Origin of the sequence: Sphingopyxis sp. A083 (assembly GCF_001468495.1) — a bacterium.
Lineage (GTDB): Bacteria > Pseudomonadota > Alphaproteobacteria > Sphingomonadales > Sphingomonadaceae > Sphingopyxis > Sphingopyxis terrae.
Genome location: NZ_LNSK01000003.1, coordinates 113,241 through 135,980, shown reverse-complemented (window position 1 = coordinate 135,980; position 22,740 = coordinate 113,241). Strand labels below are relative to the sequence as shown.

General features: G+C 61.3%; 19 protein-coding genes. 1 reads left to right on the top strand and 18 read right to left on the bottom strand.

Features of this window, described 5'->3' with window-relative positions:
* Positions 1-21 precede the first annotated feature (21 nt).
* The 9 genes from rlxS to ATE59_RS07935 all read right to left on the bottom strand — a co-directional run bounded on the left by rlxS (position 22) and on the right by ATE59_RS07935 (position 9,859).
* The gene (rlxS, locus tag ATE59_RS07975; RefSeq protein WP_017499947.1) at positions 22-1,986 is read right to left on the bottom strand and encodes a relaxase/mobilization nuclease RlxS; all 1,965 of its coding nucleotides are present in this window, start codon (positions 1,984-1,986) and stop codon (positions 22-24) included.
* Positions 1,987-2,332: 346 nt separating this feature from the next.
* Positions 2,333-4,138, bottom strand: a complete 1,806-nt coding sequence (locus tag ATE59_RS07970) for a ParB/RepB/Spo0J family partition protein (protein WP_058811982.1) — start codon at positions 4,136-4,138, stop codon at positions 2,333-2,335.
* Positions 4,139-4,223: 85 nt separating this feature from the next.
* Positions 4,224-4,658 (bottom strand): DUF2958 domain-containing protein, encoded by a 435-nt coding sequence (locus ATE59_RS07965; protein ID WP_017499954.1) that lies wholly within the window; start codon positions 4,656-4,658, stop codon positions 4,224-4,226.
* Complete coding sequence (locus tag ATE59_RS07960) at positions 4,655-5,626, bottom strand: ArdC family protein (protein ID WP_017499955.1); 972 nt, start codon at positions 5,624-5,626, stop codon at positions 4,655-4,657. Before ATE59_RS07960 ends, ATE59_RS07965 begins: the two co-directional genes overlap by 4 nt.
* A 515-nt stretch (positions 5,627-6,141) precedes the next feature.
* A complete protein-coding gene (locus tag ATE59_RS07955; protein WP_136175471.1) occupies positions 6,142-6,585 on the bottom strand; it encodes a hypothetical protein in 444 nt (147 codons plus the stop codon).
* Between the two features lie 66 nt (positions 6,586-6,651).
* On the bottom strand, positions 6,652-6,954 hold the full coding sequence (locus ATE59_RS07950) for a hypothetical protein (RefSeq protein ID WP_443029277.1): 303 nt from the start codon (positions 6,952-6,954) through the stop codon (positions 6,652-6,654).
* Between the two features lie 112 nt (positions 6,955-7,066).
* Positions 7,067-7,813, bottom strand: a complete 747-nt coding sequence (locus tag ATE59_RS07945) for a LuxR family transcriptional regulator (protein WP_017499962.1) — start codon at positions 7,811-7,813, stop codon at positions 7,067-7,069.
* A gap of 86 nt (positions 7,814-7,899) precedes the next feature.
* Entirely contained in the window at positions 7,900-8,226 is a 327-nt protein-coding gene (locus ATE59_RS17530) for a helix-turn-helix domain-containing protein (protein WP_017499963.1), read from the bottom strand.
* A 487-nt stretch (positions 8,227-8,713) separates the two neighbouring features.
* Positions 8,714-9,859 carry a CaiB/BaiF CoA transferase family protein gene (locus tag ATE59_RS07935; protein WP_026108913.1) on the bottom strand — a complete coding sequence of 382 codons (1,146 nt, stop codon included), beginning with the start codon at positions 9,857-9,859 and terminating at the stop codon, positions 8,714-8,716.
* An 80-nt stretch (positions 9,860-9,939) separates the two neighbouring features.
* Between ATE59_RS07935 and ATE59_RS07930 the strand changes: the two genes are divergently transcribed.
* Positions 9,940-10,941, top strand: coding sequence for a LysR family transcriptional regulator (locus ATE59_RS07930; protein ID WP_017499965.1), 1,002 nt, complete (start codon positions 9,940-9,942; stop codon positions 10,939-10,941).
* A 164-nt stretch (positions 10,942-11,105) separates the two neighbouring features.
* Here the strand turns inward: ATE59_RS07930 and ATE59_RS07925 are convergent, their stop codons facing one another.
* The 9 genes from ATE59_RS07925 to ATE59_RS17780 all read right to left on the bottom strand — a co-directional run bounded on the left by ATE59_RS07925 (position 11,106) and on the right by ATE59_RS17780 (position 22,738).
* Positions 11,106-13,259: a TonB-dependent receptor gene (locus ATE59_RS07925; RefSeq protein WP_231737209.1), complete on the bottom strand. Its 2,154-nt coding sequence runs from the start codon at positions 13,257-13,259 to the stop codon at positions 11,106-11,108.
* 190 nt (positions 13,260-13,449) lie between these two features.
* Positions 13,450-14,352: an SDR family oxidoreductase gene (locus ATE59_RS07920; RefSeq protein WP_011415065.1), complete on the bottom strand. Its 903-nt coding sequence runs from the start codon at positions 14,350-14,352 to the stop codon at positions 13,450-13,452.
* A gap of 105 nt (positions 14,353-14,457) precedes the next feature.
* Entirely contained in the window at positions 14,458-15,603 is a 1,146-nt protein-coding gene (locus ATE59_RS07915; protein WP_017499968.1) for an acyl-CoA dehydrogenase family protein, read from the bottom strand.
* Between the two features lie 37 nt (positions 15,604-15,640).
* Complete coding sequence (locus ATE59_RS07910; protein ID WP_011415063.1) at positions 15,641-16,879, bottom strand: thiolase family protein; 1,239 nt, start codon at positions 16,877-16,879, stop codon at positions 15,641-15,643.
* 43 nt (positions 16,880-16,922) lie between these two features.
* On the bottom strand, positions 16,923-17,717 hold the full coding sequence (locus ATE59_RS07905; RefSeq protein ID WP_011415062.1) for an enoyl-CoA hydratase/isomerase family protein: 795 nt from the start codon (positions 17,715-17,717) through the stop codon (positions 16,923-16,925).
* 66 nt (positions 17,718-17,783) lie between these two features.
* Positions 17,784-19,328, bottom strand: coding sequence for a class I adenylate-forming enzyme family protein (locus ATE59_RS07900; protein WP_026108915.1), 1,545 nt, complete (start codon positions 19,326-19,328; stop codon positions 17,784-17,786).
* Positions 19,329-19,457: 129 nt separating this feature from the next.
* Positions 19,458-21,092, bottom strand: coding sequence for a GMC family oxidoreductase (locus tag ATE59_RS07895; protein ID WP_082657348.1), 1,635 nt, complete (start codon positions 21,090-21,092; stop codon positions 19,458-19,460).
* Between the two features lie 76 nt (positions 21,093-21,168).
* Positions 21,169-22,593 carry an aldehyde dehydrogenase family protein gene (locus ATE59_RS07890; RefSeq protein ID WP_067678632.1) on the bottom strand — a complete coding sequence of 475 codons (1,425 nt, stop codon included), beginning with the start codon at positions 22,591-22,593 and terminating at the stop codon, positions 21,169-21,171.
* A 1-nt stretch (position 22,594) separates the two neighbouring features.
* The gene (locus tag ATE59_RS17780) at positions 22,595-22,738 is read right to left on the bottom strand and encodes a hypothetical protein (protein WP_011415058.1); all 144 of its coding nucleotides are present in this window, start codon (positions 22,736-22,738) and stop codon (positions 22,595-22,597) included.
* Positions 22,739-22,740 lie beyond the last annotated feature (2 nt).

Below are 22,740 nucleotides of genomic sequence, written 5' to 3'. Positions count from 1 at the left end.
AGAAAGCCCGAATCCTCCGGATCAGGAGACGCTCGGCCCGCTGCGCTGCCGCCCGAGTGTCCAGTTGATCCCGCCGTCGCGCATGATGCCCGAGACCGATTTACCGACATGGCGATCGAGAACAGAGCGCCACGGCACCAGCGTGAAATCGCGCGACCGTTCGATGAGCGCATGGCGACCACTCGTCATCTCGACTGCGCGCACGAGCCTGCCTTGAACAGCCTCCCCCTCTCTGGCCTCGGCGAACGGAACGCCTAACTTGTCGGAGAGCTGGCGGGCGACACGCAGCAATTCTCGCCGCTGGAGCGCGGCGAGCATCCCTCGCCGATAGACCGTCTGCCCATCCTGTTCGTCTGCAAGCTGTTCGGTGATCAGCCATTGCCGTCGCATCGCCTGCGCTGAACGAACCTCGTGCCCGAACCCAGCATCGCGCACTGGCACCGGCGCTTCGGCGACCAGCTCGCGATCGAGCCAGGTCGCGGCATCGGTTCCCGGTAATTTGTCGAGCGGGATCGCCGACAGGGTTTCAATGGCAACGGGGTGGTCGCGGAACTGCATGGCTTCGAACCTCTCGACCCTGGCGAGATGGTCCGGCGCGATGATCCAGCTTCCGTCGGGCTCGCGCTCGACGACGCCCGAGATTTTTCGCATCGCTTCAAGCCGCCGGACATGCGTTTCGGCGAAGCGTTCGCTGGCGGTCGGATCGTGCTTCAGATGGGCGTCGATCGAATAGCGCCCGCCGTTCGCCGCCGCGATCTCGTCGATCGTCCGATCGACGGCGCGAATGCCGCCCTCGCGTGGCGCGATCCGGACGATGGCATTTTCGGGGATCGTGTCGACCAGCTCGCCCTTGCCGATCTCGGCATAATGGGTGCGCCCGTCGATGCCGTCGACCAGCAGATAATGACGGTCTTCATGTTCGTCGGCGAGCCCGCGCATCACGACGCGGCCGATGATCGGCGTCGCCTCCTTCGCGACCGGGTCGTAGATGACGCGATCGACCGCAGCACGATCGAGCTTCCGCGCGGTCAGCTCGCGCTGCATGGTGCGGATGATGTCGCCGCGCTCGCCGATCTGGCGCAGTGTGTTCGCAAGGTCGGGCTCAAGCCGCCAGGTGCCGTTGCCGACATGCGAGGCGAGTCCCATGCGCCCGAGTTTCTGCAGGCGACCGACGCGAAGCGATTGCTGGAAGGGATCGCCATCGCTCGCGCTGACCAGCCGCGCGGTATCCATGTCGCGGATCAGCCGTCTGTCGATCGCGGTCAGCCGCTCGGCACCCGTATCGCTGCGAAGCCGCTCTTCGATTTCAAGGTCGGTGCGCGGCCCCAGGTCGAGGTTGACGATCTCGATCGCCCGCTGCCGGCTCCCGTGCGAGATATACTCGCGCGCGATCAGCAGATTCTCACCCCGATCGTTTACGCCGCGCACCACGATATGCGTGTGCGGATGGCCGGTATTGAAATGGTCGACCGCCACCCAATCGAGCTTTGTCCCAAGATCCTGCTCCATCTGCGTCATCAGCCGGCGCACGAACGGCTTCAAGTCGGGATACTGGTCGGCGTCCTCGGCCGACACGATGAACCGGAACTGGCGGCGGTCGCCGTCACACCGTTCGAGGAACGCCTTGCCATCGGCGACGTCGCTGTCGGGCGAGTAGAGCGCACCAGCCTCGCCCTCACGGGTCACGCCGTCGCGCTGAATATAGCGAAGGTGCGCCTTCGCACCGCCCATGCCTTTCCCGCCAAGGCCGACAGGCCGTATCTTGACGATCACGCGGCGCGACCGGAACGCGCCCAATCGGTCGCGCGATCTGAGCACCCGCGCAACACTCGCGCCGCGCCCGATCCGGCTGCCGTCGAAACGGCCGCGCCTGCCCGTTTTCATGCCGGCCCGCTTTGCCGCTTTCACGACGCGGCTCAGGTAGCGCTGCTCCTTGCCCCGGCCGCGCATCCGGCCCAGCTGCGGTTCGAACTCATCATCGCGCATAGCGGCGTCCTTCCATGCCGGAATGACGCTCCCCGCCGATAAGAATGGCGCGTCCTCGCCAGAGCGCAAGGAGTCTCGCGATTGGGATCGGAAAAGCCCAGAAAACCGCCACTCCTGGTAACCCTGTCTCGCACTCAAAGGGCGAGTCTCGCAAAAGCCTTCAAAAAACGATGTGCAGACAAACACTTACAAAATCGCGAGATTTTGCCTCTATCTTGCCATCGAGCCCGACTGCCACCTGCCGCCCCAGACGCCCGCTTTGCCTTCCCGCCTTCCCGATCAAAAAAGGGGAGCGGCGCCATGCGGCACCACTCCCGCGAACCTGCCCCTTCAACAGCGCATCGCCTTATTGCCAGCCTGCCTGTTCCTGCGGCTCGGCCTTGGCAGGGGCCGGAAGCGCAATCACCGCGCCGGGGCCGGTCGGTTCCGGCTCGCGGTCGGGGCGCGCCGCGAGCACCTTGGCATGAGCCGCGACGGTGCCGACGCCGCCGCGCGCCGTATAGGTAGCGGGCGGGAACGCCATCCATTTCGGCACCCAACCCTCGACCTTGGGCCGCCCGTTCGCACCCTCCAGATGGTCGCGGACGATGCGCTTCAAGACCTTGCCCGGTTCCTTCGCATTGGCGGCGGCGACAGGTTCGCCCGCCACCTCGGCGACGATGCGGGTCAGCACCTCCTTGTCGCGGACACACTCGAAAAAGGCGTCGTCGGCCTGCCAGTAGCGGGCCATATCGACGCCGATCTCGCCGCCGACCGCCTCGATGGCGGCGCTGCCGCTGGCGAGCGTTTCGCCCATGACGATGACGATCACGTCCATTACGGCGCGGTCGGGCACGTCGAGCAAGCGCAGGAACACGCCGACCAGTCCGAAGTCGTCGCCGTTGCCGCCTGTGACGGTCGGTTCCTCGGGCGAGAAGCCGAGAAGGTCCAATACGGCGCGGCGCTTCGCGTCGAAGTCGGTTTCCGCGCGGCAAGTTTCGACGCTTTCGCGCACATCGTCGTTGCGCGCGGTCTGCGGCTCGGGCTTGACCGTCCACAGTGGCGACCCGACGATGACATGGGCGACCATCAAGCGCAGCGCGACCTTGGGATGACGGGTCAGCGAGGCGCGGACAGCGGCATGACGGTGCAGGTTGATATAGGTCTGCATCGTGCTCGTCACTTCGGGGCGCGGCACTTTGGGGCCGGTTTCGATTGCCTCGCCGCGTTCGAGCCGCTTGGCCTCCTTGCTCGTCACATAGCCTTCGTGGACCTCGACCTCGCCGCTTTCGCGCACATCTATATACACGCGCCCGCCCTTGCGCTTGGGTGCCTTGGCGAACTCATAGCGGTAGAAATATTCGCCGGGCGGGACGATCACCACGTCGAACCATCCGGCATCCAGATAGTCCTCCTTGCGCGCGTCGATTACGGCGTTCTGCGCGGTCCAGAACGCGTCGGCATCTGCAAAATAGCGGTCTTCGCCGAACAGATCGGCGACGATCGCAAGGCCGCTCGCATCGACGTCGAACAGGGCATGTTCGACCTTGATCGACTGCCCGCCGAACAGCCATGCCTTCAATTGCTGGCCGGTCGGGCAATAGGCGTCGTCATCGTCGTAGAGCGCCAGCCATGCCTTCTGCTGCTGCTTGCTCGCCAGCGTCAGATGCCGGACGGTCGCCGCGTTGATCTTCTCCTTGCGGTAAAGATCGCGGATGCGCGGAAGCAGGTTGCCGAGCGCTAGGATACGCTTCACGCCAAGCTCGGGAATGCCGAACGTCGCGGAGATATCCGCAATGTCGCGGCCCTCCTTGACCAGCCGTGCGAAGGTTTCCCATCGCGTCACCTCGTCGGGATCGAGCCGGGTGTTCTCGAGAAGCGATGCCTCGATGGCGTCGGCGTCGTCCCCGGCGTCGAGGATGGCGACGGGAAGCGGGCCGTGGTCGATGCCCTCGACAAGCGCGATGGCGTTCGCCGTCCAGCGCCGCCGCCCGGCGACGATTTCGTGGACGCCATTATCGTTGCCCGCCTGCGGGCGCACGATCAGCGGCACGATGACACCGCGCTTGCGGATCGAGGGCAGAATGTCGCCCACGTCCGGGGGCTTGGGTCCGTGCCGCATGTTCACCTTGGACGGAACCAGCTTGCTATGGTCGATAAAGTCGAGTTTCATTGGTCTGCTCCTTCTGGAGCGCCGGTCCCGTTTGTCTTGCTGGATGGGCGGGACCGGCACTCAATGCGGCGAAACGCGCCGCGCGTCATCCGGCCCCTCGATCATCAAGAGGCGGCGGAAGCTCGTTGCCGTTCCGGCTATCGGTGATGCGGCGAAGTTCGGCTTCGGCCAGAACGATTGCACCCATGCGCCGCGCGGTATCGGACCATAGCGAAAGCGGGGCCAGCGGCTCGAAATGCTCGTCGCGCTCGATGAACAGGCCGAAGGGCAAGCGGACGCCCGCAATCTCGGTAAGCGAGAACACGCCCATTTCCGGGCATCCGAACCCCAAGTCGGCGAGGCCGAACAGCGTGTCTCCATCGTCGTAAAGCTCGGTGGCGATCCACGTCGCCGCGCCGACCGGATTGAAGAATTTGACCACCGGGAACGGGTCGAACCGTTCGTCGCGCTGCTCGTGGAGGCGGCTGGCGCGCGCATTCGCGCGCAGCGCCGAAAGGATCGCATGGGGGAGCGTAATCATGCCGCTTCCCTCCCTTCGTCCTGCGTCTCGGCGTAGCGGGCAAGCAGCCAATCGGCGGCCTTGCTCGCCTGACTGGCCGCGCGAAAGATCGCGCGATTGTCCTCGCGCAGCACGTCGAGCCATGATGCCAGATAATCGGCGTGACGAACGGTCGGCACGATGCCGAGCGCGGCGCAAAGGAAGGCCGATCCCATCTCGGCGATCAATTCTTCGCGCGCATAGTCCTTGCTGCCGAACGCATTGCGCAGATTGCGATTGAGGCGCGACGGGTGGCCGCTGGCATGACAGAGTTCGTGCAGCGCCGTCCGGTAGAAATTGATCTGTTCGTGGAAGGCCGGTTGCGGGGGCACCTGCACATAGTCGGCGCTCGGGACATAGTAGGCCTTGTCCCCACCGATGCGGAAATCGACGCCCGATGCCGCAATGACCGCTTCGGCGATCGGCACGACTTGGCGTTCGGGAAGCGGTGCGGGGTCGGTGGCAAGGCCGGGGCGCAAGCCTTCGCACTGTGCGACGTTGAACACGGTGAAGCGTTTGAGGAACGGCACCGCGCGGGCTTCGCCGCCGGTCTGGCGCGCGCGTTCCTTCTCGGCTTCGGGGGTGAAGCGGTCGGCATAGACAACCCTTGTCCCGCGCTCGCCTTTCCTGACATTGCCGCCCGCCTCCAAGGCTTGGCGGAAGGTCAGCCACGATTGCGACGGATAGCCGTTCTCGATCACTGCTCCCCACAGGATCAGGACATTGACGCCGCTGTAATTGCGGCTGGTGAGCCCGTTGCGCGGGAGGCCGGGGGCGGCGGAGAAGCCTTGACCATTGGGGCGGCCCCAAGGCTGGACCCAAGGGAAGCGGCCCGCCTCAAGTTCGGAAACAATGCGGCCCGTCACCTCGTCGTAAAGATTGGCGCGCTCCGCCGGGGGCTGGCGTTTGCTGCCCTCTGCGCGCGCGCGTTGGCTGCCGGTCTGGTGCATGGCTATCCTCCAATGCCGCCCCAAAAACCCCAGGGCCTCCCCCGGAGCGGGGGTGGGCGGCGAATTGCGACCTGCCGGGCGCGGCCAGGAGGCGGTCCGCACCCGCAGGGCCGAAATGCAATGGAGGAGCCGGACCCGAGCGCAGTCGAAGGCCGGCTTGCGGGACGCCGGGCCGGGCCCAGAAGGGAGCGCCGCCCACCCGCGCGACGAGGGGAAGGCCCAACGAAAAATGCCGCCGCGCCGGTCAGGCGCGGCGACGACAGGCCGGAGCAAGGCTCCGGCATCCCGCCAGTCCGATCGTCACCTTTGGCCGGGACGCGCGAAGCGTGGCCCGGTGGAGCTTGGCGAACGGATGTGAGCCTAGCGGAATAGAGCGGCGGTCGCGCCGCAGGCGCGAGGCGCCTGAAAACCCGGATGCGTCAGGTCAGACCCTGCCGTCTTGAAGCACTCTCGTCGTGGTCGCCATGCGCGCGGTGACACGAGGAGCGAGCACTCGGCCCACTGGCCCCAACAGATCAACCGTGCAGCGGGGATCCGTTCGAACCGGTGCAAGCGGTCATCGCGGGCAACAGGCTCATCATGGCGGCACCGGCGATGATGATCGCGCCGACCGCCGCGGCGATGCCGGTCGCGGTCGGCCCCGCACCGCCGAGCTGCATCAGGCTGGAGACGACACTGCCGCCGGCGATCCCGGCGGGCACGGCGAAGAGAAGCGCGATCGCTCCGCGAAGCGGAACGGGCAACCGCGACGCGATGAGCATGCGTCCGATCAGCAAGACCGCGACGCCGACGACGAGGCCGAGAAGCAGACCGAGCAACGGCCCCAGTTCGCCACCCCCCGCCCACAGAAATGCGGCCGCACCGAGCCCGACCGGGAGTGCGAAGACGGCGAGCCGGAACATCGCCCAGGCGAAGAGGACGATGCCGGTGGCGGACAGGATCAGACCGAGCAACATCACGACCAACTCCATAGGCTCGGAACATAGCAGAAACACGATTCGGCATGAAGCCCCGATCGGCTCGCACTATGGGCGGTCTGGCGCGTTCTTCTCGGGCGACGTCGATCGCAGCGCGACGAACAGCGTGGCCGCACCGGCTTCGCTCCGGCCGGCAGGGGGCCGGTCGCCGATCGCGAAGAAGATGGCATTGACGGTACGCGGCGTTGCACTGGCGGCCGTGACAGCCGACCGGGAATTGACGGGCACTCCGGCGACGCTCGCGAGATAGGCGCGGGTCTCACCGGGCAGCGCGCGGCCGGTCCGCACGTGCTCGGCATAGCGTGCCGGTCCCGCGTTATAGGCTGCGAACAGTCCGGGATAAGCGAGCACCCTTTGACAATATGGATCATGGCAGTAGCTCCCGTTCAAATTGAACAGTCGCGAAGGGAGCAGAGATGAAGGGCTCAAACAGTCGTCAATATTGAGGATGCGGCGATCCCGCTCAGAACCGCGGGACGATCTCCTCGATGCAGACGATTCCGCAGGCGAGCGCGATCGCCGGGAGCTGCGCGCGGGAATAGATTCCGAAATGTTCGCGCAGGTCACGCATGTAGGTGCGCACTGTCGTCGGGGCGATGTTCATCATGATCCCGATCTCGACGTCGCTCTTGCCCATCGCCGCCAAGCGAAAGCATTCGAGCCGCTTTGGGCTGAGATGGGGTAATTTCAGCGGGCGCGCCGGAAAGCCGTGCAAGCGCCGCGCCTCGGTAAACGCCTCGCTCGCCATCAGCGTCGCGATCCGGCAGATATGCGATGGCGGCAATTGCCCGTCGCGCGTTGCGAACGTACAGCATCCGGGCGGCTCGCCGGCGACGCCAATCGGAACGGTGAGGCCGTTGCGCAGGCCATGACGCGCGGCTTCGCGCACGATGCGCGCCTGTCGCCGCGTGAAGCCGCCCAGCAGTCGCTCCATTTCGTGCCAGCAGAACGCCCGGCTTGTCGAGCGCGCCGCGAGCAAGGCGGGATCGTCGCGGTAATAGCCTTCGGCGACGAAAACGTCGCCCCAGCTCTGGAAATTGTCCATGCGGAAATATCGCCCACCGGGCTGAAAGAAGGCCATGCTCTGGACGATCGCGAGCCATGGGAGGCCGAGCTGGCGTGCGGCGGCCTCGCTGCAACTGAACAGCTCGCGATCACTGTTCGCGCGCCTGGCCTGCTTAATATAGGCATCGAGGTCGCGAAACGGCACCGAGGGGCACTCCTTTCGACGCGCGCGTTGCGGGCGCGTCTATCGGGCGCGTGGTTCCAGCCCACGCGCGTGCAGCCCCCGATGATTTACTTGGTCTTGCTCGGCCGCCCCGTCGGCTTGTGCGGATGGCGCCGGAGCGTCACCGCCGGGCGCGCCAGTATCGCGCCGATTTCCAGTTCGTCGTCCGAAACGATCGAGATCGATATCCGGCCGGACAAGAGATAGACGGCATTAACGCCGAGTGCCTTCGCGAGCCGCTCCATTGCTTTCAGCGTCGGGCTCGACCGGCCATTTTCGATCGCACTCAGATAAGAGCTGCTCGTGCCCGCATCATGGGCGAGCGCTTCTTGCGTGATGCGCATCGCAAGCCGCAATTTCCTGAGATTCAAACTGAAGGACTTCGACGCATCCATAAGGGCGTAAGTTCACGCCCTGCGACCATTACTCCACACTGGATACAGGTTGGAGTTATTATCTATATTATTACGTTTTTACAAATATTTAAATGAGATTCCCGAACAACGCGCACTCAACTCTGATGCGGATTCTCAGGCGCGCCAAAAGACCGCATTCGGACGGTCGAATCGGTCGATGACCGAAGCCCTCACGCCAGGACATTGGCCGTGGACGCCGCAGTGGAAATCCCATCGGCGTCGTCACATCCGGGGCGAGCATTGATTTCAAGCGCCGAGCGAATCACGATGCGAACAACGTCCCGTGGACACGTCCGCAATCGCCGTTCCGGCGTGGCGTACAGGAATCATCGGATAGTTTGACGTGCCTGTGTGTCGTTGTCTCCTTTGATTTGAATGCAGCGCAGCGAAGCGGAGCGTCGCATTGGTTCATAGTTATGAAATCACCGTTCGTGTCGGGCCGCTGGCCGCCCACCATGCCAACCGACTACTCGCAACAGTCGGTTCTGGCGGTAATCCCGCAGCGGTCCGGTTTGCTCCAGCCCCGCCGAATTGTACTCGGATCTTCATGATGCAGCGGGATCGGTCCGGGGATCGGTAGTGACGAGCCCGAAAAACGTGGCGCCGGCATTGCCTGGAGGATATTGTCGATCTCCCGATAGACGCCTCGCGCTGCCATATGAGGATGGCGCGCCGCTTCGTCCGGATCAAGCACGGGGGCAAAGCAGGCATCGCTGCCTTCCAGCAGTGTGCGCCATTCTTCCCGTGTCCGCATGGCGAATATCTCGCTAAAACGCTGCTTGAGCTCGGGCCAGGCATCACGATCATAGCCGTCGTCAAAACTGCTATCGCCGGCCAACCCCAGCTTTTTGCAAAGCAGCGCATAGAACTTGGGCTCGAGTGATCCGACTGAGATGAAATTCCCGTCGGCGCACCGATAGGTCGAGTACCAGTGAGGGCCGTCAAGGATGCTGCAGCCGCGTATGCTGGCAACCTGGCCGGCGGCCTTCAGGCTCAGGAGCAAGTTCATCATGTGAGCGCTCCCATCGACGATCGCGGCGTCAACCACTTGCCCATTCCCGGTATCCCGCGCGTGCATTGCCGCTGCGAGGACGCCGATGGCCAAATAGAGCGCTCCACCCCCAATATCGCCTACCAGGCTTGGCGGCGCCATTGGCGGTTCACCGGGATGCCCAGCATACCAAAGGGCTCCTGACAGCGCGATATAGTTGATGTCATGGCCGGCCGCTTGGGCGAGAGGTCCCTGCTGCCCCCAACCCGTCATGCGACCGAATACAAGGCGGGGGTTACGCGCTAGGCAAACCTCGGGACCAAGGCCGAGCCTCTCCATCACCCCAGGCCGCATGCCTTCGATCAGTACATCGCCCCTTTGGACGAGATCCAGGACATGCGCGACGCCTTCGGGGGACTTCAGATCCAAGGCAATTACACGTTTCCCGCGGTTCACAATGGCGCCGCTGCCAAGATCGATATTTTCGGAGTTAGGGCTTACGCGTTCAATGACGACGACATCGGCGCCAAGGTCGGCCAACAGCATTCCGCAAAACGGCGCCGGGCCGATGCCCGCAATTTCGAGTATTTTGAGGCCTGCAAGCGGACCAGTTTTCGTCATTCAGGCATACCTGCGTCTGAGACCTTGGCGCTTTGATCCAGGCCGTTTCGCCGCTCCAGATTTCGAGACGGGTTGCAGTCGTGCTGGGCGGCAGTGTCGAAAGTAAGATTGGCAAAATGACCTTGATTCGCCTAATTCATTCTCTGGAGCAATTATTCCTGTGGGGCATGTCCATGCTCGATTCTCGCCTCAAGCATGCCGTCGCGGTTGGTCAGCTTCGTTCCTTCTCCAGGGCAGCGGATGCGGTTGGTGTCACGCAGTCGGCGGTGACCAAGAGTGTCGCTGAACTCGAACGGCATCTTGGCTATTCCCTTTTCCATCGGACCTCACGGGGCGCGATGCCGACAGAGGAGGGACGCGAATTTATTGATCGCGCAGCGCGCTTGCTTGCCGACGCAGCTGAACTACTCGGAGATACAGCCCGCCGCGCCGACGCCTATGCGGGCCCGCTTCGAATCGGACTGTTCCCAGGGTCAATCGACTGGTTGCTCACCCAACCTCTGGTTTCTTTGCTGCGGCGCCATCCGGCAGTGCGCGTCGAAGTCGTTTCGGGCAACAGCGAAAGGGGCGTGCGACTCCTGTCGCGCGGCGATATCGATGTCGCCTTTGGACTTGAAGCGGCCTTTGCACGCTGGCCGGAATTCAAGTGCGAGCGGGTCGCCTCGATCGAAATACTGCCTTTTGTGCGGAACAATCATCCCATTCTGGGGATAAACCCGACCAGCAAGGAGCCGCTGGTCCAGTTCGAATTCGTAGTGCCCTCATCTTCCGAACCCTACACATCGATCATTCAGCAGATGTACGAAAAAAGCGGTAAGCGTCCCGCTGACTGGATCCACATGACAGACTATTTTCAATTGGTTCGACGGATCGTTGCCACATCCGATGCTATCGGGATGGTTGCAAAACAGTTCACCGAGAACTCATGGTTTCGCGCCAATTTCGTGGCCTTGGAGGGAATCGGTTTATTCGATCCATTGACGCTTTGTTATGCTGTGCGTAGCCGCTGGCAGGTAAAACCGGCTGGCCGTGCGCTCGTCAGCCTTGTTCGTCAGGCATGGCGCACCGCATCATCGGATTAACGGCAAGGGGGCGGGGTGCGATCGGAAATCCGCTGCATCCGTCGCGATCAGCTAGAGCATTTCGCGCAGAAGTGGGAACCGGCTTTCCGGCAGGAAATGCTCTAGCAAATTGATCTTGGGCATTTTCCGAGTTGGCGGGTGATTCCACTCGCCTCGAAAATGGCCTAGAAGCTAATCGCCACTTCTCCGCCGATGACGCGCCCCCTGTTTAGCGGTGAAAGGCTTGCACCCGTGCCCCCGAAGGCCGCCGGCAAAGGTGTATCGCCGCCAATCGTCACCTCATTCAGGAGGTTTCGGCCATAGATGGAGAAGCGCCAGTGCTTGTTGTCGGTCGCCAATGTGAGGCTCGCATCGAGCATATCGGCGCCCTGAAGGAAGCCGACGTTGTTGTCGGTGAATGCCGCCTTGTCGCGATGCGTGAAGCTGACACGCGCCGTTGCTGTCCCCAATTCGCCAAGCTGCTGATCATAAGTCAGCCCCACGCCATAGGTCCATGGCGACAGCCTTGGCAATTTGAGCGCACGATCCACATCGTTGATGACGCCATCACCGCTGAGGTCGAACTGGACGTTGCGATACTGGCCATTCACGTAGCCGAGCTGACCCGAAATCACGAGGTTGGACAAAAGAAAAAACTGCCCCTCGGCCTCGACGCCTTTGATTGTGGCGTCGGCGGTGTTCCGTATGACCTGGCTGACGCCAAGCGGTCCGGGCAGGTTGATCTCGCGCTGCAGGTCCTTCATGCGATTGTAGAAGGCCGCCAGGTTGATCCGGTGGCGCCCGAATTGCTTCTTGGCGCCGAGTTCGAAACTGTCCTGGGTCTCTTGATTGAATGGCCCCGGCGGCACAGCGGGATCGGTGTTGCGCAAATTATATCCGCCGCTGCGGAACCCGCGCGTGTAAAGGCCATAAATCTGCGTGTCGTCATCCGGCTTCCACTGAAGGCCGATTTTCGGCGTAAACCCTCGCCATTTTGCCGCGTCGGCGAAATTGGTTGCACAGATCAGCGTGTCTAGATTGCAACCATTTGCGCGTAAGGCCGAGACCCGAACGGCTTTGCGTTCCCAACTATACCGCGCGCCGAGATTCAAGGTCAGCGTATCGGTGAAATGCCAGTCGGTCGAAGCAAAAATGCCCCATGTTGTCTGGTCTTGCGTACCCCCACCGGAAACGATCCGAGCACCGCCCAAAAGATTCCGCAGCTCGGCGTAACGAAGATCCTGGGAAAAATAGTATAGACCGGTTGTCAATTCGACGTCACCGAACCTTCCGGCATAACGAAGTTCGTCGCTGAGTTGATCCTGGTCGATTTCGAAAAAGGCATGAAAGAAGGACTGTGGTGTTCCATCGATATCAGCGCCCGCGGAGGATCGGAATTTCCGATAGCCAGCGATGTTGGTGAAGACGCCTTCGCCCAGACCGACATCGATGTTGGTTTCCACGATCGCCTGGTCCCATTTGGCATCATAGAAACCTGGGAAATTGATCGAAAACCTGAAGCTGTCGCGGGGAAACAGCGCGTGACTCTGGACAGGGGCTCCATCGCTTTCGACATCGCCATGCTCATAGCGGAGATCCATTCGGAAGCGGTCGCCACCCTTGAGCGAAAGTGCCGGGCGAATGATAAGGTCATGTGATTTACCGAAGCTGCGATTGTCGAAGCGGTTGCGAAACCAGCCATTGTCGTCGCTGTAGTAGACGGCCAATTTGGCAGCCAAAACGTCATCGACGATAGGTCCGGTAACCGTGCCGCTTACGGTCTTTTTCAGTCCCGTTTCAATGGATAGCTTGGCTTTGGCTCCAAAATCGAAGCTGGGCCGCGTGGTCCGCACAACCACGGCACCGCCGGTAACGTTGCGACCGAAAAGCAAGCCTTGCGGTCCACGCAGAACTTCGATCCCCTCAAGGTCGAAGTTGTCCAGCACGACACCAGCGTTGATGCCGAGGTAAATACCGTCAGTGAAAACGCCTACGGTGGGGTCGATCGATGGGATCGTGCTGTTGATGCCGAGGCCCCGGATAGTGAAATTGGCATAGCCCGGTGCCGTACCCACATCCTCGAGCTGGACGTTGGGAACGTCGTAGCTCAGACTTTGAAGATTCTGGACGAACTTGGCATCCAGCTGCGCTTCACCAAAAGCCGTGACCGCCATCGGTACTTTCTGCACGCTTTCGCCATAGCCCTTTTTGGTGGCGGTAACGACAATGTCCTCAGCCAGCGCTTCCGTGGCGCTCCCGGTTTGGTCGTTCGCCTGGGGCGTGCTTCCTGGGCAAATGCTGTTCCCGAGCACAACAACGCGGCAGAAGCCAATAGACATCCTCTCATGGCTGATCCTCTCTTCCCAGGAGATATTGTGTAGTTCATGCCGTTTGGCGGCATTTGAGGGCCGTCGTCCAATTCAATTCGCTGCAGAACTATTCCTGCTGCTCATCGATATCTGGCGGCAGCACGACGCCATCGGCAGCCCGACGGCCGCTCAAAAATATCATGGTAATTCATCGGGTTGATTACGCTCTCAGCGCCCGTTCTACCGCCTCAAGGCTGTCATTCAGCCCGAGCGGGTGCTCGGCATCCGTGAAGTCGACAATTCTACCCCAGTGCCGGGCGACATCATCGAGCGTGAACGCCCTGTCCGCTCCGAAGGCGTGCCCAAGCGCGCGCTCCCACCTAAGCTTGGCGATATAGCCGGCTCCAACTTCAAAAAGCCCTTTGGTTTCGCTGCAATTCTCGTGCGCAAGCCAACCGACCAATGGACTGATCGCTTCCGCTCTGAGATTGGCGAGAAACTCTTGTGGAAAGGCAGTCGCGGTCATACGCGATGCGGCGATTGGGGCGATCGTATTAACCTGGATGTTTCTGGACCGCCCCTCCTCCGCCAGCGCGTTCGCAAGCCCCAATATTCCGAGCTTGGCTGCGGCATAGTTGGCCTGACCGAAGTTGCCGTAGATTGCGGCTGCAGACGTGGTCATGACGATGCGGCCATAGCCCTTGTCGCGCAGTATCGGCCATGCTGCCTGCGTCACTGCCCGCGTCCCATTCAGATGGACCCGCTGAAGCAGTGTCCAGTCTTCGTCGGTCATTTTGTGGAAGCTCACATCGCGCAGGATGCCGGCATTGTTGATGACGACGTCAACGGTTCCGAAGTTGTCAACCGCGGCTTGGATGATCAGCGCGCCCTCCTCGACCGACGCATAATTTGCCACCGCCTGACCGCCCGTGGCTCGAATTTCGTCGACCACATTGTCAGCGGCTGTGGAGCAGCTGCCGCTCCCTTTCTCGTCGCCACCCAGATCATTCACCACCACCTTGGCTCCGCGCCCGCCAAACATCAGCGCGTACTGGCGCCCAAGTCCGCCTCCGGCTCCGGTCACAACCACTACCCTGCCATCGAAACGAAGCTCTTCGTCCATCGCTTGTCTGCCTCTTTTACCTGAGCGACGCATCTGCGCATTTGATCCTGTGCGAGTCAGGCACGCGGCTCCATTTCCGTCGACGCTGTCGTTTTCGTCTGAGCCTTACCGAAAGGCTTGAATGCCGGTCAGGGCGCGCGAAACAACAAGCTTTTGAATCTCCGTCGTGCCATCGGGGATGGGGCAAATGATCGCCTCACGCACCAGCCGCTCAACGATGAATTCGCGGGTGACGCCGTTGCCGCCATGGATCTGAAGCGCATCGCGCGTCGCTTCGATCGCCATTTCGGTGGCGTACCACTTGGCCATCGAGCATTCCGTCTCTGCGCGCGTGCCCGCCTGGACGAGGGATATTGCCCGGTGCGTCAACAGACGGGCTGCGTCGATCTTGGTCGCCATGATGGCGATCTTGTCGGCGATCAGCTGATGGCCGGCGATCTTCTTGCCATGCTGCGCGCGATCGCGAGCGTACGCGATCGCCTCATCCATTGCTCGCCGTGCGATGCCGATACTCCACATCGCCATATGGCAGCGGGCAATCTCGAACACTTGCAACGTATTGCGCAATCCATCGCCGACCCGGCCGATCGTGTTTGCCACCGGTACGCGGCAATCGGACAGGAATATCTGTGCAGTCGATTGGCCGTTGAGCGCCATCTTCTGGATATCGCGCACCTCATACTCACTCTCGTCACGATCGACCAGGATGTGAGTGACTTCATTTTCGCCAGTCTTGCACGTACAGATGAAGATGTCCGAGTAGGCTCCGTTGGTGATCCAGGTCTTTTCGCCATTGATGACCCAGAAATCGCCGTCTCGTACGGCGCGTGTCTTGATGGCGGCGACGTCCGAGCCGACATCGGGCTCCGAGATGCCGAGCGAAACGAACTTCTCGGCCGCGACGAGGTCGGCAAGATAGCGTTGCTTGATCGTCTCCGGGGCGAAGCGGCGGATGAGTTCTGCGCCAACCGCGTTGATGAAGCCGGGTATGGCCACATCGAGCGAGGAATAGGCGATCTCCTCGAAAATGAGCAGATGAGTGAGCCATCCCATATCAAGCCCGCCCCATTGCTCCTGATGCGGTGCGGTAATATGGCCATAGCCGGTCAGTGCTTGAGTCCATTCCTTCATGAGCGGTTTGGGGATGAATCGCTCCCCATGCCGGCGGATTTCCGGCTCAAGCTTGTTGTCGAGAAAGCGGCGGACGGTTTCCACCGCCATGCGTTGTTCATCGGACAGCTCAAAGTTCATATCGTGACCCCGTGTTTCCCTAGGCGCGCTCTGACAACTACCGGCCCAGGATCGTGACGGCGACCACCGCCTCTTCCACCCCGATGACACCTCCGCCGTTCTGCGCGATCGCGAACCGGGCATTCGGAACCTGTCGATCTTCCGCCTCGCCGCGCAATTGCAGCGCAAGCTCGTAGATTTGGCCGAGCCCGGTGGCGCCGATCGGATGTCCCTTGCATTCAAGCCCGCCCGACGTGTTTACCGGAATACGCCCACCCAGCGCCGTCTCACCGCGCTCTGCCGCGAGTCCGCCCTCGCCAGGCGGCGTCAGGCCGAGCGCCTCGATTTCAATGATCTCGCCAACCGCCGTGGCGTCATGCACCTCCGCGACGCCAATATCTTCTGGCCCCACGCCGGCCATCGCATAGGCCCGGTTCGCCGCAAGGCGGCTGACATGGTGGTCATAATCAAAGGGATCGCGCGCGGCGCCGGTTTGCAGCACAGACGCCAGGATTCTTAGCGCCCTGTCCGGGGCTGCCGACAGTTTGCGCCGACCGGCTTCGCTGCAGATGATCGCAGCGGCGGCGCCGTCGCTGATCGGGGAGCACATCGGCAGTGTGAACGGGTAAACGATCGGAGGCGCAGCGAGTACACTTTCGACGGTATATGGGAGGCGATACTGGGCAAGCAGATTGCGCGTCGAATGCATGTGATTTTTCGCCGAGACGGCCGCGATTTGCGCTTGCGTCGAGCCGTAGGTCTTCATGTGCGCGCGTGCCATCGCGGCGTATACATCCATGAAAACGCTGTAAGGCTGACTCGATGTCGTTCCTTCCGGAACATCGACGCCATTGCCCATGGCCAGCAGCTGCGCGCGGCCCGACTCGGTTTCATGCACGTCCCAAGCGCCATCGAATGCACTGAACATGAGCGCCTTGTCGGGCGAGTACATCTTCTCCGCGCCGAGCGCGAGTACGACATCCGCTGCCCCCGATCGAACATAGGCGGCGGCCATGTGCAAGGCCGTGGAAGCCGTCGCACATGCGTTTTCGACATTCACCACGGGAACGCTTGAGATGCCCATCGCTCGCGCCACGATTTCGCCGCGGATCATGTCCTGGCCCTCCATATGCCCCTGGACGCAATTGCCGAAGAAGATGGCTTCGACATCGCCGGCGGTGCATCCTGCGTCGGAAAAGGCCTGCGACGAAGCTTCGGCGCAGAGCATTTTCAGGCTCTTGTCGAACTGTTTTCCGAACGGGGTCATCCCAACCCCCATGACGAATATGTCGGTCATTCGTTGATCCATTCTTCCAATGTGTTCCGCATCCGATCAGGTCTCACCGGTCGGAAAAATCGGGCTTCCGCTTCTCCCGGAATGCCGCCAGTCCTTCGACAATGTCGTTGGACAAGGCGTAAGCAGCCATGGTTTCGAGTTCCTGACGCAGCCCGACTTCGAGCGAGCTATCCTGCGCAGCGCGGACTAGCTGCTTCATGTAGGCGAGCCCTGGCCGGCTCTTTTCTGCAAGAGATTCTACCAGCGCTTGCGCTGCCGCAATGAGATCCTCGGGAGCAACCAGTTGGGTCACGAGTCCGGCTTCCTTCATCTCGGCAGCCGAGATGGTCCCGCCGGTCATCATCAGATGTTTCGCACGCGCTTCGCCGATCTTCCTAGGGAGTCGAACCGACCCTCCACCGCCGGGCAACAGGCCGTAATTTGCATGGGCGTCGCCAAATCTGGCCGGGTGCGCGGCAATGACGAGATCACAGCACAACACCAGTTCCAAGCCGCCGGCGAGCGTAAGGCCGTTGACCGCCGCAATTATCGGAAGGCGCGACGTCTCGATCCTGTTAAAAGCCTGACCGAGCGGCGGCAGAAACAGATTTAAGCGTTCGGCGAGAGTTTGTCCGCCTGTTCCATCGCCAATTGCGAGCAGATCCGCGCCAGCGCAAAACGCCCGTCCGGCGCCGGTAAGAATGCAAGCGCGCACCGTCGCATCTGCTTCCGCTGCCTCGATCGCTGCGGCGAGTTCCTCGGCCAAAGCCAACGACAGACTGTTCAACGCTGCCGGCCGGTTGAGGGTCACCCAAAGCGCTGGGCCGCGTTGCTCAACCAGGATGTATTCATAGTCCATTGCAGTCTCCCGCGCGCCGGCAGGCGGTCACCGGAATAGAGGATGTGGCTAGGATGGCTGCGTCGGTCATGCCCCCGAAATGCGCCGGTCCTGGCCCGCCCAATAGGGCTCTCGAAGCTTTGAACGAAGCACCTTTCCGACATTGCTCAACGGCAGTGGCTCGGCGGTAAAAACGACCTTGCTTGGCTTTTTTGCGGAGCCCAGACGCTGGCGCACCAAATCTATTATCTCGGTCTCCGTGATTTGTGCTCCGGGCTTGACACGCACCATTGCAAGCGGCGTTTCACCCCATTTTTCATGGGGCACGCCAAAGACCGCGACCTCGAGTACACCGGGATGGTCGGCAATTACGTTTTCGATTTCGGTGGGATAGATATTGAAGCCGCCTGACACGATCATGTCGTTGTTGCGATCGAGCAGATACAAAAATCCGTTTGTGTCGATCATGCCGACATCGCCGGTTTTGACCCAGCCATCTTCCATGCGCCGGGCGGTTTCCTCCGGATCGTTCCAGAATTCCTCCATCTGGCCATTTTCGAACCGTGCGACGATCTCGCCGGGCTCGTTTGGTCCCAGCACCTTTCCGTCCTCGTTACGGATTTCGATATCGGCGCCACTCATGGGACGTCCGACCGCCCGAATTGGGGCAGAACCTTCAAATTCGCCGAACCACTCGTTGGGCCCCATAGACGCGATGGGCAGGATTTCGGTCTGTCCATAGCCCGAATGAAGAACATGATTCCCGAATATCTGGCACGACTTGCGAAGCGTCGGCTCGGAGATCGGCGCTGAAGCACTCAGCAGAAACTTCAAATTCGGAAAGTGGCGGCCATATGCCCCGTCGTGATGCACTATGGCATTGAGCATGGTGGGGGCTACAAAGGCATGGCTGATCCGTTCCTGCTCGAGAGTGTCAAGAAAGGACGCTGGATCGAAGCCGTCCATCATCACGTTGCGGGCGCCGCAATACCAGGCCGGCACGAACAGGAAGCCCGATGCATGGGACAACGGGCCGACATGCAGAATGGCATCCCCTGGGGCCACTTGGGGGCCGATGCTGAAAAATGCGGCGGAGATCGTCATCCATGAACGGTGCCGATAGGCAACGCCCTTGGGTTTGCCCGTCGTGCCGCCGGTGTGGCGGATGACACAATAGTCCTCCGGCGCGACGACGGGATCAGGATCCCGGTCCGAGGCTGTCGCCAACCAATTCTCATAGTTGTGATCGCGGATAATGATCCGCTCAAGCGTCGGAGCTTGGGCATCCAGCCCCGCCAACTCCGAAGCCAATGCCTCATCGACCAGCGCCAACCGAGATCCGGTACTCGCGATCATATGGGCGTGCGCTTCACATCGGTTGCGCGCATAGAGAGGAACACGCGTATAGTTTCCAATGGCAGCCGCCAGTATGATGTCGGCGGCCTCGATGGAGTTCTTCTCCAGCGTAGCAATCCGGTCACCCGGTTGAAGGCCGCACTCCGCAAGAGCATTTGCGAGCTTCACGCCGCGCAACCAGGCTTCCGAGAAAGTCAACCGCCTGTGGCCGTGAACGAGAGCCTCTTGCTGGGCGAAATAACGTGCGGCGCGACGTATTTGCGTACGGACGTCCATCAGCCGCGCTCCTCTAAGGCGCTCGCCCACAATGGCGCAGTCGACACATAATAAACTGACATGCGATAGGCCTCTCCGGACTTCTTTTCGTAAGCATCTGTGTCTGCAGCATTGATCCAATCGTCCAATTCAATATTCTGCGATGCTATTCTTGCTGCTCATATTATCGTGCCGGATCATGTCGGCGGCTTTCTCGCCGATCATGATGCAGGTTGCATTGGTGTTGCCGTTGACGACTGATGGCATGATCGAGGCATCGGCCACGCGGATATTTGCGAGGCCGTGAACGCGCAGGCGGTTGTCGACCACCGCCATCTCGTCGGTGCCCATCTTGCATGTTCCCACCGGATGATAAGCATGATTGGCTTCTGCCCGGATATAGGCGTCGATCTCTTCATCAGTTTCAAGGTAGCGGTCAGGATAGAGAGGCCGTTTCATCATCGCCTTCATGCGATCCGAATGCAGGATCTCCTGCACGACACGGAAGGCATTGCGCAACGTCTTGAGGTCGTCGGGATGACTCAAGAGATTGAGGTCCATCTTGGGATCGGATTCGGGGTTTGAGTCATGTAAGGCAACCCAGCCGCGGCTCTTTGGGCGCCCAATATTGAGAATGATCGTATAGCCCCATTTCGTCATCAGCTTGTAGTCGCGCGCATGGTCGCGATAGGCGAGCGGCACGACATGGACCTGGCAATCCGCCCGGTTCTGCCCCGGCGCGGATCGCAAGAAACCGCCTGCAGCCGTGGGCGGCGATGCCAGCCAGCTTTTCCTTTGCGTGAGATACTGGAATAGGTCTCGCACGGTCTTGATCGCGCCAACGACATTGAGTGCGATCCCGAGCCGCTTCTTCGACTGGTAGACCAGCATCAGGTCAGGATGGTCGTGAAGATTCTGGCCGACACCGGGAATATCATGAATCACTTCGATTCCATGCTTCTCCAACTCATCACGCGGTCCGATACCGGAAAGCATCAACAGTTGGGGCGAATTATAGGCGCCGCCGCTGACAATGACTTCCTTTTCGCACGGGATCGTCTTCAACTGCCCGTCCTGGGAATACTCGACTGCCACCGCGCGGTTGCCCTCAAACCTGATACGATGGACGCGGGCATGTACTTCGACGCGGAGGTTGCCGCGCCTGCCCATCACCGGATCAAGGTAACACGCCTTCACGCTGGCGCGCTTCCCGTCCTTCACGGTAAACTGATAGATGCCGACACCTTCCTGGCTGGCCCCATTGAAGTCCGGATTGGCTTGATGGTCCAGTCCAGTCGCCGCCTCGATGAAAGCATCATAGACATCGAATTCGCGCTTGCCGTTGGATACGTGAAGCGGTCCCGACGAGCCGTGAAACTCATCCTCACCGCGCTCATTATTCTCAGCCTTGCGGAAATAGGGCAGGACATCGTTGTAACCCCAGCCGTCGTTGCCGAGTTCGGCCCAGTGGTCGAAATCCGACCGGTCGCCGCGGATATAGACCATCCCGTTCATACCGCTCGATCCACCCAGCATCTTCCCGCGCGGATTGTAGAGGCGGCGGTCGTTGAGCGCCTTTGAAGGGTCGGTGTTGAACCGCCAGTTGAGCGTATTGATCCGATAGTCTTGGATCAGCGCCGCAAAAGCGCCGGGCGTGGACACAAGCGGCGAGGTGCCTGGGCCGCCTGCCTCGAGCAGGCAAACGGTGACATCGGGGTCCTCGGACAACCGGCTGGCGATAACGCCGCCCGACGACCCACCTCCAATAATTACATAGTCAGCCATTTGCTTCCCTTGTCATTCGACCCATGCTGGCGACCCGGCGTCATGCAACATGCCAGCATCAACCGCCGCAGCCACGTCAGAGGATCTTTTCGAAGATGTTGAGTAGTCCTTCGGTCTTGCTCGAATAGGGTGGCAGAAGTTGACCAAGCAGGCTGAGTTTCGGCTGAGAGAACACCGGCTTGTAATGAGTGAAGCGCTCGAAACTGGCGACGCCGGTATAGGCACCGATGCCGCTCTGTCCGATGCCACCGAAAGGCAGCCGGCGCTGGAAGACGTGCATGACCGTGCCGTTGAGAGTCACGCCGCCAGCGTGCGTTTCGGAAATGATCTTGCGCCGTTCCTCACTTTCGTCGCCAAAATAATAGAGCGCCAGCGGGCGCTCATGCCGGTTTACGTAGCGAATGAGATCGTCTTCGGAGCGATATGGCATGATCGGCAGGATCGGTCCGAAAATCTCCTCCTGCATCATCGCCATGTCATCGGTAACGTCGAGAACCGCCAACGGCACGATCCGATGCCGTTCAGGAAGCGTTCCATCGCCGTTGTCCGAGAGGTTGAGCACCGTCGCGCCCTTGGCTTCGGCATCATCGAGCAAACCTTGGAGCCGCGCGAACTGTCGGTCATTGATGATACTGGTGAAATCGGGGTTGCTTGCCGCGTTGGGGTAGCATTTGGCAACCTGAGCGCGGAGTGCGGCGACGAAGCTTTCCATCTGATCGACATGGACGAAGGCATAGTCAGCGGCGATGCAGGTCTGGCCGGCGTTGAGCAGCTTGCCGAACACTAAGCTTTCACAGACTTGTGCAAGCGATGCACCCTTGCCCACGATGGCAGGGCATTTGCCGCCAAGTTCCAGAGTAACAGGTGTAAGGTTGGCAGCCGCCGCTTCATAGACTTTGCGGCCAACCGCGGGTGAACCGGTGAAGAGAATATGGTCGAAAGGTAGGGCCGTCATCGCCTGTGCCATGTCGGGCCCGCCCTGGACAATCGCGAATTCCTCTTCGGCGAAATACCGGCGCACAAGCCGCTCGCTGGCTTCGGCGGCGTTGGCGGAAACTTCGCTCGGCTTTGCGATCACGCGGTTGCCGGCCGCCAATGCACCGGCCGCGCCAACGAATATGGTGCCGAGCGGATAGTTCCACGTGCCGAGAACGCCCACCACACCTAGGGGCTGGGGGACCAGGCGCGATGAACCGGGAAGGCCGAAGATGTCAGTCTTCACCCGCCGCGGCCTCAGCCACGTCTTCAGATTGCGGCGCGCAAATTTAATTTCCGATATGCCAAGCATCAGGTCGAGCAGGATAGTCTCGTAGCGGGATCGAATGCCGAAATCGGCGGCAACGGCATCGACCAATTCGTCTCTGTGCTGCTCAAATATCCGGCCAAGGCGCCCGAGCAGGTCCATGCGTTCTTCGTAGCTGCGCGAAACCTGCTCACGCGTCCCTTCGCGTTGGGTCGCGAAAATTCGTTCCAGCTCAGTTCTGTTCCAAGACGCATCCACGTTAAATCGTCCGGAGGCGCGCCGGCCGCTCGGCGCTGCTCGCCTGGGCGGTGCTTTCAGCTGCGCCGATCTCAGTGATCGCAGCGCGCTCGATTCTGTACGCCGTGCCGATGAATGAGGGACCGTTGCCGGTGGAACGCATCATGG